The organism is Snodgrassella gandavensis (assembly GCF_914768025.1).
Taxonomy (GTDB): Bacteria; Pseudomonadota; Gammaproteobacteria; order Burkholderiales; family Neisseriaceae; genus Snodgrassella; species Snodgrassella gandavensis.
Genome location: NZ_CAJZCE010000006.1, coordinates 1 through 17,929, shown reverse-complemented (window position 1 = coordinate 17,929; position 17,929 = coordinate 1). Strand labels below are relative to the sequence as shown.

Here is a 17,929-nt window from a genome sequence, read left to right as displayed (position 1 = left end):
ACAAAAATCCGAATCGATATATTAACAGGCACATTTACTCAATAAGGTTAATAGATTGTTTCTGATAAGAGCTGTGTCTAGGCTTAAATCAATGGTATTAAAGCTTAAGTGATGACCCTGAATGAATACTTGTTCTCTAACTTCACTGTCTATAGTAGGGTACAGTAACATTCCCGAAGCATTTAGAGAAGCTGAATCAGTGATATTCTCTTGGCTTTTGAGATAAGCAAACAGTTGATAAATATGATTACTGCTAAATGTTTTTTCGCTGAACCGAGATGGTTTTAGGATATTTGTGCATTTGGTATCAATAATCAGCCGATGATTGCAGCTGCGATGCTCAATAATCAGATCTGTTTGCATATTAGGCAGAAAATTTTTTATGCCAGAGCTAGCCTGTTGCTGCTGCCAGTATAACCGTTTGCCTGTGCTTATTTTCCAATCGTTGCTATTCAGGTTTGCCCGGCAAAATCCAGCTACTGCTTTTTCAAATAAATGCCGTAACCAGTGATCGTTTTTTTCTACCTGTTCGACCTGATGTATACCTGCCAGCTCAGTAGGAATGGCCAGATTAAAAATAAGCCGGCACAGGGTGAGCAGGGTTTTATCCTGTTTGCCTGACTGATCGAAATAGTCGGTTAAATAGTTATAGTGAGTTGACTGGCCTATTTTCAGCACCGTAAAACGGCTGATGATTTTCTGGCATTGTCGAATTAATATCTTATCCTGTAACTGTGGCAGCAAGGCATGTGCAGCCGCATGGATATAACGGTTTTTAGGTGTATCAATGGTTAAATTATCAAAATAGCATTTAATTCGGCCTTTTTCCAGTAGTTGTTGTCGTGTTGTGACAAGCATATCTATTTTTCCCCTGACACGATTCAGTACCTGAGTATGTTGCTGATAGCCACAGGATAATGAGCGCATCAGCCTTTTACCTACGGCCTGACAATACAGTTTGGCCACCAGCTTGATCAGATCCTCTGGGTTATTTTCCAGTTGTACCCGTTGCTGTTTGCCAAGTGTCTGGTACAGGTCAGAAGCATAGAGTAAAAGCAGCCAAATGTTTCTAATAGGTACAGTGGCTACGGTAGTTTTTACTGTTGATTGATTAGACAGATTCATAACAGCTAGCTGGCATCAGACAGTAATAATTCTATGGCATCTTTAATTTTATCCGGTTCATCAAACCAGTATTCCGCCAATAAGGGCTGGATTTCAGTTTGAATGATATGCCTAAACCAGTTGTCAGCGTCTGCTATCGGCTTATTGCTGGTCAGGTAGCTGTGCCCGATCGTAAATGCAGCTCCCAGCATGGGATCGTCACTGATTAGCTGGTTCAGTTGGTGCATACGTTGCTGCCAATCCTGTAGTTTTTCTGGTGAAATAGTGGTTTTTTCAGTCATGTATTCTCGCCACATATCACCAAAATGTGGGTGCAGATTGAAGAATGCAAAGCGGCGCCGCAAGGCAAAATCAACCATCGCCAGTGAACGATCGGCAATATTCATGGTACCAATTACATACAGATTATCTGGAATAAAAAAGCCCTTTTCATGTTCGCGTTTATAGGTTAATTCCAGTGCTTCTTGAGCAGTACGCTTATTAGCTTCCAGCAGGGTTAGCATTTCTCCAAAAATCTGTGCCGGATTACCACGATTGACTTCCTCAATTACGACTACATAGTTTGTATTGGCATCGTTTCTCGCCCGATTGGCTATTTCGATAAAAGGGCCATCAATTAATTCAAGCTTGCCATTACTGGATGGGCGATAGCCACGGATAAAATCCTCGTATGACATATTCGGATGAAACTGGATCGCTTTAATATTATCAAAATCGCGATAGCCAACTATTACATGAGCCAAGCGTTTGGCAAGCCAGGTTTTTCCTGTACCGGGTGGCCCCTGTAAAATCAGGTTTTTCTTTTCAGTTAATCTTGCCTGAATGATTGCTAACTGATCCGGATCGATAAAGCAGCCTTCTGCTATTAAGTCGTTCAGAGTATAAGGTTCTCTGACTATAGGCTGGTCAATACTCTTCAGAATATCAGTATCTTTTTCATCTGTAGTATCAGAATTATAATCTGATAGTTTGTATTGCCCATTTCCCTTAAAAAACAAAATTTTTTTATCGCGTAATTCCTGCAAGGTTCGGCTCACGGATTGGCCTATTGTTTTATTATTTGGGTATAGTATTTGCAGCTGCTGCTGATACTGATTCAGAAATTGTTGCCGGGTAAAAATACCGCTATCATTTTGCTGACAAAGCTCCTGAATGAAACCCAGTACTGTTTGTTGCCAGCCATTATTTTCCTGCACCTGATTTATAATGTCATTTAATTGTTGTTTGGCAAGATTGATATCACCAAAACGTTCCCGCCAATAGGGTGCGTTGCAAAATCTGTTGATATCCTGTGGCTGATTATGAAAGGTGAAATTAACCAATTGCTCAGATTGCCAGCTGGAAATATTTACCTGCCAGATGGTTTTTAAGCTGGTATAAAAATACCATTTTTTTTCAGGAGTGCATTTTTGCCACTCGATTTTCAGGGATTTACCATCGCCCGGATTGTCGATAACAGTACCGATGGCTTTAATTTTCATTACCGAAACAGGGTAGCCTTGTGTATCGAAAGGCAAATCATCTGTTTGTACGTAAGTAGCCTTGATTGCAACCTGATCACCAGTGCTAATTAAACGAATCAGCTCTATATCCTTGCTATTATTGCCGTTGTATAGCCATTCGCCTTTGTTGATAAAATGTTCACTCTGGTCATCATTATCATTAAAACAAGCCCCTAAAAACCAATAGTTTTTATTTGTATTAACCATTTTCTTCATCTATGCAAATTGTCATAAGCAGTAGCCAAATCATATCATGTTAATTATTTTTTATTAATATAGCTAATTTTTAAACATAATTACGTTAAGTAGTAATAAGCCGGTTTTTTTAAGTACAGAATGTTTTTAATAATAAACTTTAGTTTATCAGCATAGATTTAATGGTAATTATTTTGAATACAAGCAGAATTTCTGTCTGGTTCAGAATAGCTAATACAATATCAGCCCCAAACTCTGGTCAAATAAAAACGCGGTGTGATACACCGCGTTGTCTGTATTGAGCCTAAATTCAGGCTGCTTCATTAAAACCACAATGACGCAACAGCGCATCAATTTGTGGCTCGCGGCCGCGGAAAGCTTTGAATGACGCCATGGCCGGGCGGGAGCCGCCTACCGCAAGGACTTCACGCCAGAAACGCTTACCTGTGGCAGCTGCATCAGCTTCTTCCTCAAACGCAGCATAGATATCAGCAGAAAGCACTTCTGCCCAGCTATAGCTGTAGTAACCGGCAGAATAACCACCGGCAAAGATATGGCTGAACGAATGGGCAAAGCGGTTAAAGTCTGGCTGTGGCATCACCGCTACCCTGCGGCGCACTTCCTGCAAGGTTTGTTGCCAGTCGCAGCCCGGATGGCTGTAGATTTCCATATCAAACTGGGCAAATTCCATCTGGCGCAGCATAAACAGGCCGGTCTGGAAGTTTTTAGCCGCCAGCATTTTGTCGTAAAGCTCTTTAGGTAAAGGCGCGCCGGTATCCTGATGGCTACTCATGCCAGCCAGCACATCGTATTCCCAGACAAAGTTTTCCATAAACTGGCTGGGCATTTCTACAGCATCCCACTCCACGCCATTAATGCCGGATACACCCAGCTCATCTACCTGAGTAAGCAGATGATGCAGGCCGTGACCAGTTTCGTGGAACAGAGTCAAGATTTCATCGTGGCTTAAGCGTGCAGTATTACCGGCTACGGGTGGGGTAAAGTTGCATACCAGATAGGCAATCGGTGTCTGGAGCTGGCCGGTATGATCTCCGCTGGTGAAACGGCGGCGGCCGCGGTAGTCATTCATCCATGCGCCACCGCGCTTACCGGCACGGGCATACAAATCCATGTATACACCGCCAATAATGGCACCGCCCTGTTCCAGCTCATAATAGCGTACATCCGGGTGCCATACCGGTACCTGCTTTTCAATAAAATGCACGCCATATAGTTTGTCAATCTGGGCAAACAGACCGGCCAGTACGCGGTCGGCGGGGAAATATTTTTTTACTTCAGTCTGGCTGAATGCATACTTGGCCTGACGCAGTTTTTCGCTGGCATAGGTAACATCCCATGGCTGTAAATCATCCAGTCCGAGCTGTTCATGGGCAAATGCTTTAACTTCGGCCAAATCTTTTTCGGCAAATGGTTTAGCGCGACTGGCCAAGTCTTGCAGGAATGCCAGTACCTGCTGCGGCGTATCGGCCATTTTGGTGGCCAGAGACAGTTCGGCATAATTCTGAAAACCCAGTAATTGTGCTTCACGTGCGGCGATTTGCAGGATACGGTTGATATTGGCGGTATTATCCCATTTGGCGTCACCCAGCTCGCTGGCACGGGTTGAGTAGGCATGATAGAGCTGCCGACGCAGTTCACGGTTGTGCGCGTATTGCATTACGGCCAGATAATGCGGCATTTGCAGGCCGATTTTATAGCCGGTTTTACCTGCGGCTTCGGCTGCGGCGGCAAACATGGCCAGAGCTTCTTCTGTCAGCCCGCTGATTTCACTGTCGTGGGCAAAATCGGCAGCGGTGCTGCTGTGGCTGGATGCATTCTCTTTGCCGGCCAGTGCTTCTCCATTGGCAAAATACAATGCAAACGCGTCGGTGGCATCAAGTACATTCTGGCTGAATGCAGCAGAAAGTTGTGCGCCTTCAGCCTGCAAGGCTGCAAATTCGGCTTGTTCCTGTGCCGGCAATTCGGCGCCGCTCAGAACGAAATCGCGTAAATCATGATTCAGTTTGGTTTGCTGTGCTGCGCTCAATTGTGCATATTCTGCACTGGCCTTGATATTCTTGAAGCGCTCATATAAAGCGATATCCTGACTGATGGCAGTGAAAAATTCGCTTACTTTTGGCATCAGGGCATTATAGGCTGCGCGTAATTCAGGCGTATCGGCCACGCTGTTTAAATGGGCAACCACCCCCCAGATACGGCCGACACGTTCGGTGATATTGGTTAATGCTTCTACCGTGTTATTCCAGTTTACGCCAGATTCTGCTTTCAGCGCGGTAATGGCGGCATTGGCCTGATTCATGGCTTCAGTCATGGCCGGTTCAATATCAGTGGCGCTGATGGCATCAAAGCGCGGTTCGCTATCCAGATTCAACAAAACATTTTCAGACATAGTATTCTCATGAGAAAAATACCTGTAAATTTGCGGCTTTTCAGGTAAATCGGGTGGATGGGACAGGAGCTGCTGTTTATCTTCTGCTCTAAATGATGTTGTATAATGTAATAGGATAAGGTCAAAACCATGAAAAACAATATTCGTTCTTATTTAGATACGCAACCACAAATTGCTGATAGTTGTTATATAGATGATATGGCAGTGGTTATCGGGGATGTGGTGTTGCACGAACAGGTATCTGTGTGGCCATTTGCGGTGATTCGTGCAGATGTGAACCGGATGCAGATTGGCGCCAGAAGCAATATTCAGGATCACTGTATGCTGCATGTAAGCCATAAAACAGCGGCAAAGCCGGATGGTTCACCCCTGCTGATTGGTGAAGATGTAACCATCGGCCATCATGTTAATCTGCATGGCTGCACCATTGGTAATCGCGTTCTAGTGGGTATCAATTCAATCGTGCTGGATGACGCTATTATTGAAGATGAGGTGATGATTGGTGCTGGCAGTTTGGTTCCGCCACGCAAACGGCTGGCCAGTGGCTATTTGTATATGGGTTCTCCCGTGCAGCAAATTCGCCCGTTAACAGAAAAAGAACGTGAGTTTTTGCCATATTCTGCGATGCATTATGTCAAACTGATGCGAAACTACCAAGTTAACTCTTAATGTAAGGATGATGGAATGAAGAAATTTTTATCTCTAGGCTTGTTGTGCAGTGTACTGGTGTTAGCAGGTTGTGCCAGCCATGGTACCGGCGTTGGCCAGACTGAAGTATATGGCAATCTTAAAGGTGGGGTGGAATCATCTCATACTGGCCATTAAATTTACTGCTTAAATAACTTGGCAAGTATAAATTATTGTCCTATATGAATTAATTAGTGTCGTAAAATGGGTATATTATGCAGTTGGAAAATGCAAAATTTGTATGGACTGATTGTTATAGTGGTAGAGTTAAACTGGATTAGCAAAGCAGTTTTTCAAACCAATCACAAAGGACACTATGATGAAAAAATTATTAGGAATCGGGGCTTTATTGGCTGCTATGGCACTGTCTGCCTGTGCAACGACACATTCCGCTACTAAAGAAGCTCCGTATAGCGATGTACAGGCCGCAGTAGAATCTAATTAATTGTTGTATTGATCAAAAGTGGTTGTGTTTGCCAGAAATGTTTATCTGGCGAATGCAACCACTTTTTTGTTTTATAGGTTTGATTGTACAGATTTGCAATCTGGCCGTTGCTATAGTCATGGTTATAACTGGCCTGTTAAGAAAGATACAGAAAAATATAAAAACAGGTACCGCTATCTGGTGTGGATTTTGCTGGTGGCCAAGGGCGAAAGTTGGGGAAATGCAGGCAGACTTGAAGTTTCTTTTGGAAGTATCAGCAAATGCTTTGTTTTCTGTATACAGAAAATCAGGAAATGGGCACCTTGTGTTCCCACTGCTATCCGAAAAATGCCTGATTGACAGGTTTTGTTAAGAGAGAGATATATAGCTGCGGGTATTTTATTTATCCAGATAGTTTCAAATTTTATGTAAACGTTTAATTTTACCAGCCAGTGGCAACATGGCCAGTTGGCTGGCTTAAATCATTATGGCTATAGCCGCCTTAAATCTGTGACTATGAATGTAGTCGCGAATAAGGCAGCACTAGTTTGTAATTTTAGTGGTCAGCAGATTCTTCTACGTTAACCAATGGTGTCGTTGAACCATCTGCATTTACCTCCAGCAGAATAACACCACACTGGGCGGATGTGGAAGCAGCAATAGCTTCGTAATCTCTACCTGGTCTGGCCACAAATGTGAGCTTGTTACTCTGGCATGATGGCTGGTAAGTAATTATTTTTCCATCATGATGGGTATCGTTAACGTTGGTTAGGCCAATAATGGCGTTGGATATGGTAATGGGTACGTTGGCCGGGATAGTGAATTCACGGTAATACAGCTTCGACAGATTGTGATTATGCTGCCTCATGGTATCCAGAGTGGTAGTGGCTGGTATGCCGATAGTGCTGTTACGGGCTACACCCAATAATGAAGCAAATGCACCGCCCATATTGCCACCGGTTGATTCTTTTACCACATGTCCCTGAAAGCTGTATTTCATATTGGTAGGCTTGCCGTTTTGCCCGAATATACGTATCCGCGCCTGTGGGGCTGCATCGTTCGGCATATCCTGCGCCATGGCAAGATTAAAGTTTAAACTTAATAAAGTGCTGACTATCAGGAACTTTATCAGGCTGGGCTTAGATTTGATTTTTCGGGTAACAAACATATGGCGGCTCACAGAATAGCTTAGGTTAAAGAAGTAGCTTAAAAAGGTGTTATGGAAACAATTAATAAATATTACTATTATGTTCCTGCAAACGAAACAAAATTTTGCTATATCAAAAATTTACTTGCAGAATATTTACCTGCATCGAAAATTGACCAGTTAAGGGGGCGGTACCAAATTGGTGTCGATAAATTTATGTACAAGCAGTACAGCCGGATAGTGCTGTTGTTGGCATTGGAACCACCTGCTCATTGTGACATAACGATAACCGATGACTACATCCAGCCGTATCGTGATTATTGCGACAGTATTGCGGATAAAATTTTTATTTGTGGTTTGTGGTGCCGAGAAAGCAAAGTATGTGTAGAAATCATTCCCAAACGCTACCGGCTGATGTTATGTGGTGAACGATGCATCAGTGCAGTTTAGCCAGTACGCTGCTGAAATCCGTATGCTATGCTGATTGATGCGGGAACAATTGCATCACAGTAATAAAAGCTTAATACAGCGTAAAGAAAAAAATCATCAGACAGCTTGTTCTGGTCATTAGGGACATGGTGGCTGGACATGTTTAATAATACTAGCGTAGATAAATATTTATCTGCACCAGACAAAGTGCGAATTTTAGTATAATAACCGCGATGAAAACCTGAATACGATTCTACTCAGGCAGTTTAAGCGCAGGCCATAATAAAGTTACACCCATGGCCAGAGTAAAAACAAAAACGGGCGCAGAAATGCTCGCCCGTTTTTGTTTACTGGTTTGGTGCTGATTAAGTTTGGCTACCGCCAACGGTAAGGCCAGCATCAATACGCAAAGTGGGCTGCCCCACACCTACCGGAACGCTCTGGCCGTCTTTACCACATACGCCCACACCACTGTCCAGACTGGTGTTATTACCAATCATACTGACATGTTTTAATACCTCAGGGCCGCTGCCGATGATGGTGGCTCCTTTAACCGGGTACTGTAGCTTGCCGTTTTCAACCCACCATGCTTCCGAAGCACTGAATACAAACTTGCCGCTGGTAATGTCTACCTGTCCGCCACCAAAATTCACTGCATATAAGCCTTTATCGACAGAAGCAATAATTTCTTCAGGATTAAGCTGGCCGTTTTCCATATAAGTATTAGTCATACGCGGCATCGGTGCTGAAGCATAGTTTTCACGCCGGCCATTACCGGTTACCGGTACCCCCATCAGGCGGGCATTGGTTTCGTCCTGCAAATAACCGCATAAAATACCGTCTTCAATCAGCACAGTGCGTCTGGTAGCATTACCCTCATCATCGATGTTCAGAGAGCCGCGGCGTTCAGCAATATTACCCTGATCCACCACTGTCACCCCCTTCGCGGCAACACGCTCACCCAGTCGGCCGGCAAATGCACTGGTACCCTTGCGGTTAAAATCACCTTCCAGACCATGGCCAACAGCTTCATGCAACAATACACCCGGCCAGCCGTTACCCAAAACCACCGTCATCGAACCTGCTGGTGCCGGACGCGCCTCCAGATTAGTCAACGCCTGTGCCACAGCTGTATCCACATACGATTTAAGCATGGCTTCATCAAAATAGCCCAGGTCAAAGCGGCCGCCACCGCCACTGCTGCCCTGTTCACGCCGCTCACCCTGTTTGGCAATTACCGTCACTGACAAGCGCACCAGCGGGCGAATATCAGTATGTATCCGTCCATCCAGCCGTGCCAGATAAATCAGCTCGTGTTCGCATACCAGTCCGGCCATTACCTGCACAATGCGCGGATCTGCTGCTTTTGCCAGTGTTTCCACCCGCTGCAATAAAGCCACTTTGGCTGCCGCATCCAGACTTAGCATCGGATTGGCCATACTATACAATGGTTTGGCCAGCGGTGGCGTAGTCAGGCCAACTGATCGCTGCTGCCCGGCCTGACCAATCGCCCGTACCGCCTGCGCAGCATTGGTTAATGCCTGTACATTCAGATTATCGGCATAGGCAAACGCCGTTTTTTCCCCACTTACCGCGCGTACCCCCACGCCCTGCTCAATCTGGAAACTGCCTGATTTCACCATGCCTTCTTCCAGATGCCAGCTTTCATAAGTACTGCGCTGGCAGTAGATATCGGCATAATCAATGTGGTGAGCACCCATCAGTGACAATGCATGAGTAAAATCAGCCACGGCCAGCTCGTTATCGGCCAGTAGCTGTTGGTGCACAAGTTGAGCAGTTTGAGTAGAGATAGGCATGAGCAATAAAAGGTTGAGTTGTGACAAAAGCACAAACAGGGAAATGGTTTAACCAGAATACAATTGTGGGCAATTATACCGAAAACAAGCTGTCTCTGTGTGACAGCCATCTGTCGCATCAAAAGCAGAAGCAGAATTGTTTTAGCGACAGGAAAAAACATTATGTAAAAATTACTACAATGATATTGATAATTATTATCATTATATTATAATATGTCTTACCAGTTAGTTAGCGATAGTTAACCGGTAACGATCTCAAGTATCTTTAAACCTATTTTTCAGGAGCGGCTTAGCGATTAGCGTTAAATTTTGCATCAAAACTCAAAAACCGAAAACATCAAAGCCACTGATATCCTCAGTGGCTTTGATGTTTAAATATAGGAATGGCAGCAATCAGGCCAAATCAGCACTGCCATAACCTTGCGGATTGAGTTCTTGCCAGCGCCAGGCATCGGCCATCATACAAGCCAGATCACGCTGTGCCTGCCAGCCCAGTTCCTGTGCAGCGCGCTCAGGATTGGCATAGCAGCTAGCTATGTCGCCGGCGCGGCGAGGAACAATCTGATAAGGAATTTTCTGGCCGCTGGCTGCTTCAAAAGCGCGCACAATTTCCAGTACCGAATAGCCCTGACCCGTACCCAGATTGTAAATATGTACACCCGGCCGATTGCCCGTAGCGCGCATAGCACTTAAATGCCCATCGGCCAGATCCATCACATGAATATAATCACGTACACCCGTACCATCGGCAGTAGGATAATCATCACCAAATACCGATAATTGTGCCAGCTTGCCTACCGCTACCTGACAGATATACGGCAGCAGATTATTCGGAATGCCATTCGGGTCTTCACCAATCAGGCCGGATTCATGCGCACCTACCGGATTGAAATAACGCAGTAAGGTGATACTCCAGCGCGCATCTGTCGCCTGTATATCCATTAACATCCGCTCTACCATATATTTGGATGTACCATATGGATTGGTTGTGCCACCGGTAGCAGCGCTTTCATCAATCGGAACTGTATCCGGCGTACCATACACCGTGGCGGAAGAGCTGAACACCAGATTAAATACCTCGGCTTTCGCCATTTCTTCCACCAGAATCAAACTACCACTGACATTATTATCATAATATTTCAGTGGCTCGCGCACACTTTCACCTACCGCTTTCAAACCGGCAAAATGTAGCACATGCTCAATGCAGTGACGGGTAAAAATATCTTGCAGCAAACCGCGATCACGAATATCTCCCTGATAAAATGTTACTTCTTTACCAGTAATCCGGCTTAAACGCGGTAATACCGCAGGTGAAGCATTGCACAGATTATCAATAATAACCACATCGTGGCCGGCATTGAGTAACTGTACAGAGGTATGGGAGCCGATAAAGCCGGCGCCGCCTGTTACCAGAATGGCCATAAATTATCCGTAATGCCTTTTTGAACAAAACAAAGTAATAACCAGAAATCAGGCAGCAGTGTGCCACCTGTATAGTCTGACTACATCAATTAAAAACTCATGTGTGAGCAGCATCCTGTAATTATAGCGAGATTGAATTAATAAAAAGTGACTAATTTATAGCGGCAAAGGATGCTAGCCAGCATCGAAACGTAACAACATAATTTACCTGAATAAGCTCTGGCAGCAGTGTATGGATGACTATTTAAGATGTTTTTAACCAACACTTCGTAAATAGTGGCCCTTTATCATCAGAAGATTATTTACACATATTATTCTTTGGTGTACATTTGCAGTACCTCACTACTGCTAGAGCTAGCAGTTAAACAACTTTCAGCAATGTATTATTTCTATATTGTAGCTGTATTAATTTTCTTTCTTTCAACAACCACAAAAGCAGCCCGATTCCGGCTAAACTGCACGTGTTTATTTCTTTCTCAAATAAATAAAAATTATTTTTTTGAAGAAAAATACACAAAATCGTGTGCTATCAAATTATAGATTATATCTATTTAACATATTTATCAAATTAGTTTTGCATAAATATCATCAACCCAACACATATTACATATGCATAAATAATTTGAATAAATACCTATATCATATTTTATTAATGTTTATAACTACACAGATTTAGACAAATGGAAAAATTTATTGAAATATTAGATCAAAAACAAATTAAATATACTATTGCAAATCACACTATTAGTGTACTTGAAAATCTAAATTTAAGACAAATCGGTCTGGAAAAATTACCTGATAATTTAACAGTTTATGGTGATTTAGATTTATATGGCAACAAAATAGAAAAACTGCCCAATAATTTGATTGTACAAGGGGGGTTATATTTGATATCTACACAAATTAAAGCACTACCGGCAGATTTAAAAATTGGCGGTAGCCTGAATTTGAGTTATACACCTATTGATGCATTACCAGAAAATTTAACCATCAATGGTTACTTGCATATATTTCATACTAGAATTGATGTATTACCAGAAAATTTGACGGTAATGGGCGATTTTGACGCTTCAGAAACCGTCATTACCAAACTACCAGAAAAATTCAATATAAAAGGTAGCATATGTCTGAAAAACTGTCCAATCGATATTTTACCTGATGATTTATATGTACATGGTGATCTGGATTTAAGCAGTACGCAAATTAAAGTACTTCCGGCAAATCTCAATGTGGCCGGTAGCTTGGATCTTCGTAGTACCAAAATAAAAGAATTTCCTGATGATTTAGTTGTCAAAGGTAGTTTAGATTTATGCAATACTGGTATTGAAGAATTGCCGCCTAATTTAACTATCAATGGAGATTTAAATCTGAATGCCACATGGATTAAAAGATTACCGGTAAATCTTACAGTAAACGGCTGGCTGTCATTGTCCGGCACAAAAATCTATCAAATGTTGAAAAATTTTAATGGCAGATTTGATAGTTTAGATATCTCCTGTAGCAAAATAAAGAAACTTCCAGATAATCTGAAAATAAAAGATAGTTTAAATCTGGAATTTTCTGAAATTAAAAAATTGCCGAAAAATTTAAGTGTAGGTGGGGAGCTATATCTTGAAAGCACAGATATTAAAAAGCTGCCTAAAAACCTTAGCGTTGGCGGTACCCTTAACTTGCAATGTACCAGAGTTAAAAAATTACCCAAAAATTTCAATGTTAAAAATGGACTGGATTTAAGTTTTTCCCCAATTGACAGGCTACCGGAAAATCTGCAAGAAATAAATGAACTGGTTTTAACTGGTACCAAAATCAGAAATTTACCTGATAATCTGCGCATAGAAACTGATTTAAGAATAAGTGACAGCAAAATAAAAAAACTGCCAGACAATCTATATGTAGGTGATACACTGGATATAAGCAAAACCAAAATTAAATCTTTACCAGCAGGTTTGAAAGTAGAAAAATGCATGTTACTGAATGACACTAGAATCAGTAAATTGCCGAATAATTTGAAGCTTAGTCATGGCATCAATCTAAAAAATACTGCCATCAGATATTTGCCTGAAAATCTGGATGTCAGATGGCTGAGTCTGAGCCTTAACAAGATAAAAAACATTGCCTACAGAAAAAACTGTACTTCCAGAAAAAAAGCGATTTTTGCTGCCTATCTGTATGAAGAATTTAAAATTTTTATGAATGAATTCCTCATTGGCAATCTGGAACAATTCGAACAGTATGTCAACAAAGAATTTATCAATCCAGAAGCCAGTGAACTTAAACAGGCAGCAAGAGATTGTGTCGCGCAGTTGCAGCAAAAACTATCTTTTAAATAATATCTGCTAAGTTGAAAGATTCTTTGATTCTGGCGAGCATCAACTGATGATTGCCAGAATTTAGTAAAAATCTCTGGATATTTATTTAAGCATGGTTGAAGTATTTTAAAGGGGATAACAATATAGGTAATGTATTTTAGCTAACTAACTTGGTTTTTAAACTGATTGGCTTGTGCACCGATGGTGGCAGATATCCAGGCTTATTGTGTAGCCTATAAAAGGAATGACTTGGATATTATAGTATTCAAAATTATTTGCAGCAATAGCTAGCGGCAAATATCAATGTTTAGAATATTGATTTTTAGTAAAAATATACACTAAAATGCAAATTTGTATATTACTGGCTGAATAATTCTAAACATGACTAATATGAATATTAAATCGTCTTTAAAAAGGAGGTGGAGTTGGATTCGGAACAAAATAAATCCAAATAAGCAGAAAAATTCTGCTGATATACAAAAAGAGAAAAAATATGAGTATCAGAAATTAACACCTTATACCGATGTAAAATTAGATGCTTATCAAGAAGCATTCGATTATGTGTTTGAACACGAAGATGTCAGAAATGTAGGAATATCAGGCGCATATGGTTCGGGTAAAAGCAGCCTGATTGAATCGTATAAAGAGGAGATTAAACGTATTCAAGTAAACAACCGCCAAGACGAAAGCCAGAGTAAAAACAAAAAGTTTTTGCATATATCACTGGCTCATTTTCGTTCAGAAAATAATCAATTATCTGCACACCCAAACGACAAAGAAAATTCAGTACATGCGACTAATGAGTTAGCTGTTCTGGAAGCTAAGATTCTTAATCAGCTGATTCATCAAATTCCAGCGGAACAAATACCGCAAAGCAATTTTGCTGTTAAAAGAATAATCAGTAAAAGAGATTTATTGGGTATCACTATAAGTAGTATTATTTTTATTCTTCTGATGCTGGATATTATTTTCTCGGCGGCATGGAAAGCGTTTGTTTTATCTTTGGATGATAGTTGCTTAAAAGATTTGTTACTAACGTCAACAACTAATAGCTTCATATTGTCTTGTGGTATATGGAATATTGCTTTGTTTGCAATTTTTCTCAACTATGTAATTAAAATCCAGAAACATAAAAATATATTCAAAAAACTAAAATTACAGGGCAATGAAATAGAAATTGTCACGGAATGCAGTGATTCTTTTTTTGACAGGTATTTAAATGAAGTAGTGTATATATTCGCCCATGCTAATGTAGATGTAATTGTATTTGAAGATATCGACCGGTTTGAGAACCGGCATATCTTTGAACGGTTACGGGAAATCAATACTCTAGCGAATAATCAGCTTAAACAGTATCAGAAAAAGCATACATTGAGATTTTTCTATTTGCTGCGTGATGATATCTTTTCCACCAAAGACAGAACAAAATTTTTTGATTTTATTATTCCGGTTATTCCTGTTGTTGACGGCTCGAATTCCTATGATCAACTAATAATATTTTTAAAGGGGTATGTAGATAATCATGAAATAGATAAAGGTTTCTTGGAAGGAATATCTTTATATATTAATGATATGAGGCTACTAAAAAATATCTGTAATGAATTTCATCTGTATTTTTCCAAATTAAATCACACACAACTTAATGCCGATAAAATGTTTGCATTGATTACCTATAAAAATCTGTTTCCAATAGATTTTGCATGTTTACAGCTTAATCAAGGGTTTGTCTTTACTGTCTTTAATAATAAACCACTTTATACTAAGGTTGAAAGAGAAGAGTTATTAAAAAAATTAGATAAACTAATGCAATTGAAAGAAATTGAAGAAAATAAACATGGAGAAAAAATAGAATCGCTTCAAGAAGAAATAAGGAATATTCATATAGAAATATTCTCTTTACAAGATAAAAAATTAAAGCGTATTCTTAATAAGGAGAATATTGATCAAATTTTTTCTGGATGCTTAGAGCATTGTGATAAAAATAAAGAAATTTTAGATATAAAAGCTAGTCCATACTTCTCTCTATTAAAATATTTGATTCGTAATGGCTATATTGATGAAACCTATGCGGATTATATGACTTATTTCTATCCTAACAGTTTGACTATAGCAGATAAAACTTTTCTTCGTAGTGTGACAGATGAAGTAGCTAAGGAGTATGAATATAAACTAAATAATCCTAAGTTAATTACTGGAAAACTTCAGCGCCAGCAGAGCATATTTGAAAAATCAGAGGTATTAAATATTAATTTACTTAATTATCTATTAAATTGTTCTCAAGACTATATTAATGAATTAGTTGCTGTTTTGAATCAATTGGCGCATGAAGATAATCTGAAATTTATCAATGCATTTTGGCCGTCATCCAATGAGAAAAATTTAGAACGATTTGTACAGTTATTAAATAAGCATTGCCCACAGGCTTTTATGCTTATGTCAAATAGCACAACAGTTTCAAAAAATATAATTAAAGATTATTCGATAAAAACCTTATATTTTTCATCACGGGATATTATTGTAAAAATAAATACAGATAGCTGTATTTTAAGCAGTTATATTGCCAATACCAGTGATTATTTAAATATTACTGATCCTGATGTAACACAGTTGATGCAACAATTCAGATTTCTGGAAATCAAATTTAAGGAAATTGAATATGAAACTGCTAATAAAGATTTATTTGATGCTGTTTATCAGAATAACTTGTATGAGCTGAATTTTACCAATATTCAATTAATGCTGGCTACGCAATATTCTTCTGCAAACAATGATGATATTCTTCATAAGAATTACACAAGTATTATAAGTGAGACTGATACCCCTTTAGCCCAGTATATTGCACAAAATATAGACGCCTACATGCATATACTATTGGCTAATTGTCAAAAACAGATAAAAGATGATGAAACAGAGGTATTACAACTGTTAAATCACCAAGATATTACTGAAGAACACAAGCTGGAATATATAGATTATCTGTGTACAACCATTACTAGATTAGATACGGTTGAAAATACAGAGTTATGGCAAAAATTATTGTATCCGGGCAAACTTGACTATAACGAAGAAAATATTCTGTGTTATTTTCAACATGCGCAAGAAGTGGATGAACCTTTAATTGAATTTATAAACAGTAATAAAAAAGTTCTAGATTTTAAACCAATCCGTAATGATGAAAACGTAGAGGTGAGACGTAAGTTTTTTGATAAAGTAATTATTAATCAAAATATCAGTGATAATAAATATAGAGAAATATTATCAACTTTAGGTTTTTGGCAACCCAATTTCAATATTGATAGTATAAGTAGAAATAAATTTAAAATCCTGATTGATGAAAAAATAATTTGTTTGGAACTAGAAAATGATAAATCAGAGAGTATAAATACCTTGAAATTTATCAGAAATAATTATGATGAAGAGGATGCTTTATACTTTATCCAGAAAAATTTTACTAACTATCTGGATTTAGTAGCTGAAAATACCGAATTGTTTGATTATGCGGAGGCATTGAGGCTAATTACAGTACCAATAGATGATAATAGTGCAATCAGGTTACTGGAATGTACTGATAAAGTGGTATCTGTTATTGAGCATTCTTTTTCACCAGCGGTAATGACCTATGTGCTGGAGAACAATTTTGATACTGATGATTTGGCGGATTTAATCAATAATTATAAGCAATATGATACCGCTATTCAGGCGCTTATAGTAAAACAGGCGAATGAACATATTGATTTAGTTTCAATCAAGCAAAATGCTCAGGCTTTGGAATTTATAAGGGCGCATTGCGGTGAAGAAGCAGTTTTCGATTATCTACAGGCTAATATTGCAGACTATATAGATTTAATCGCTGAAAATGCGGAATTGTTTGATTATGCGGAGGCATTGAGGCTGATTACAGTACCAGTTGATGATAATAGTGCAGTGAGGTTACTGGAATGTACTGATAAAGTGGTATCTGTTGTTGAGCAAGCTTTTTCACCAGCAGTAATGACCTATGTGCTGGAGAAGAATTTTGATACTGATGATTTGGCGGATTTAATCAATAATTATAAGCAATATGATACCGCTATTCAGTCGCTTATAGTAAAACAGGCGAATGAACATATTGATTTAGTTTCAATCAAGCAAAATGCTCGGGCTTTGGAATTTATAAGGGCGCATTGCGGTGAAGAAGCAGTTTTGGATTATCTACAGGAAAATATTGCAGACTATGTGGACTTAATCGCTGAAAATGCGGAATTGTTTGATTATGCGGAGGCATTGAGGCTGATTACAGTACCAATAGATGATAATAGTGCAGTCAGGTTACTGGAATGTACTGATAAAGTGGTATCTGTTGTTGGGCATTCTTTTTCACCAGCAGTAATGACCTATGTGCTGGAGAAGAATTTTGATACTGATGATTTGGCGGATTTAATCAATAATTATAAGCAATATGATACCGCTATTCAGTCGCTTA

At 39.7% G+C, this 17,929-nt stretch carries 12 protein-coding genes; 6 read left to right on the top strand and 6 right to left on the bottom strand.

Annotated features, from left to right (window positions below):
• Nucleotides 1–21 precede the first annotated feature (21 nt).
• The 3 genes from MJ764_RS05995 to MJ764_RS05985 all read right to left on the bottom strand — a co-directional run bounded on the left by MJ764_RS05995 (nt 22) and on the right by MJ764_RS05985 (nt 5,232).
• Nucleotides 22–1,125, bottom strand: a complete 1,104-nt coding sequence (locus MJ764_RS05995; protein ID WP_239325539.1) for a 5-methylcytosine restriction system specificity protein McrC — start codon at nt 1,123–1,125, stop codon at nt 22–24.
• 5 nt (nt 1,126–1,130) lie between these two features.
• The gene (locus tag MJ764_RS05990) at nt 1,131–2,834 is read right to left on the bottom strand and encodes an AAA family ATPase (RefSeq protein ID WP_239325537.1); all 1,704 of its coding nucleotides are present in this window, start codon (nt 2,832–2,834) and stop codon (nt 1,131–1,133) included.
• A gap of 298 nt (nt 2,835–3,132) precedes the next feature.
• On the bottom strand, nt 3,133–5,232 hold the full coding sequence (locus MJ764_RS05985) for a M3 family metallopeptidase (RefSeq protein WP_239325535.1): 2,100 nt from the start codon (nt 5,230–5,232) through the stop codon (nt 3,133–3,135).
• Between the two features lie 129 nt (nt 5,233–5,361).
• On the opposite strand from MJ764_RS05985, the gene MJ764_RS05980 reads away from it, so the two are divergent.
• From MJ764_RS05980 to MJ764_RS11455, 3 genes are all read left to right on the top strand, one after another.
• Nucleotides 5,362–5,901 carry a gamma carbonic anhydrase family protein gene (locus tag MJ764_RS05980; protein ID WP_239325533.1) on the top strand — a complete coding sequence of 180 codons (540 nt, stop codon included), beginning with the start codon at nt 5,362–5,364 and terminating at the stop codon, nt 5,899–5,901.
• A 15-nt stretch (nt 5,902–5,916) separates the two neighbouring features.
• Nucleotides 5,917–6,057 carry a hypothetical protein gene (locus MJ764_RS05975; protein WP_239325531.1) on the top strand — a complete coding sequence of 47 codons (141 nt, stop codon included), beginning with the start codon at nt 5,917–5,919 and terminating at the stop codon, nt 6,055–6,057.
• Between the two features lie 181 nt (nt 6,058–6,238).
• On the top strand, nt 6,239–6,364 hold the full coding sequence (locus tag MJ764_RS11455) for a hypothetical protein (protein WP_275415260.1): 126 nt from the start codon (nt 6,239–6,241) through the stop codon (nt 6,362–6,364).
• Between the two features lie 535 nt (nt 6,365–6,899).
• On the opposite strand, the gene MJ764_RS05970 is transcribed toward MJ764_RS11455, so the two are convergent.
• Nucleotides 6,900–7,409, bottom strand: a complete 510-nt coding sequence (locus MJ764_RS05970; protein ID WP_239325529.1) for a hypothetical protein — start codon at nt 7,407–7,409, stop codon at nt 6,900–6,902.
• A 297-nt stretch (nt 7,410–7,706) separates the two neighbouring features.
• On the opposite strand from MJ764_RS05970, the gene MJ764_RS05965 reads away from it, so the two are divergent.
• Nucleotides 7,707–7,940 (top strand): hypothetical protein, encoded by a 234-nt coding sequence (locus tag MJ764_RS05965; RefSeq protein WP_239325527.1) that lies wholly within the window; start codon nt 7,707–7,709, stop codon nt 7,938–7,940.
• A gap of 344 nt (nt 7,941–8,284) precedes the next feature.
• Here MJ764_RS05965 and tldD read toward each other — a convergent pair whose 3' ends face one another.
• Complete coding sequence (gene tldD, locus MJ764_RS05960) at nt 8,285–9,736, bottom strand: metalloprotease TldD (protein WP_239325525.1); 1,452 nt, start codon at nt 9,734–9,736, stop codon at nt 8,285–8,287.
• A 393-nt stretch (nt 9,737–10,129) separates the two neighbouring features.
• Nucleotides 10,130–11,158: a UDP-glucose 4-epimerase GalE gene (gene galE, locus MJ764_RS05955; RefSeq protein WP_239325523.1), complete on the bottom strand. Its 1,029-nt coding sequence runs from the start codon at nt 11,156–11,158 to the stop codon at nt 10,130–10,132.
• Between the two features lie 680 nt (nt 11,159–11,838).
• Here galE and MJ764_RS05950 point away from each other — a divergent pair.
• On the top strand, nt 11,839–13,488 hold the full coding sequence (locus MJ764_RS05950; RefSeq protein WP_239325521.1) for a leucine-rich repeat domain-containing protein: 1,650 nt from the start codon (nt 11,839–11,841) through the stop codon (nt 13,486–13,488).
• A gap of 369 nt (nt 13,489–13,857) precedes the next feature.
• On the top strand, nt 13,858–17,929 hold a 4,072-nt coding region (locus MJ764_RS05945), incomplete at its 3' end, for a YobI family P-loop NTPase (RefSeq protein ID WP_239325519.1).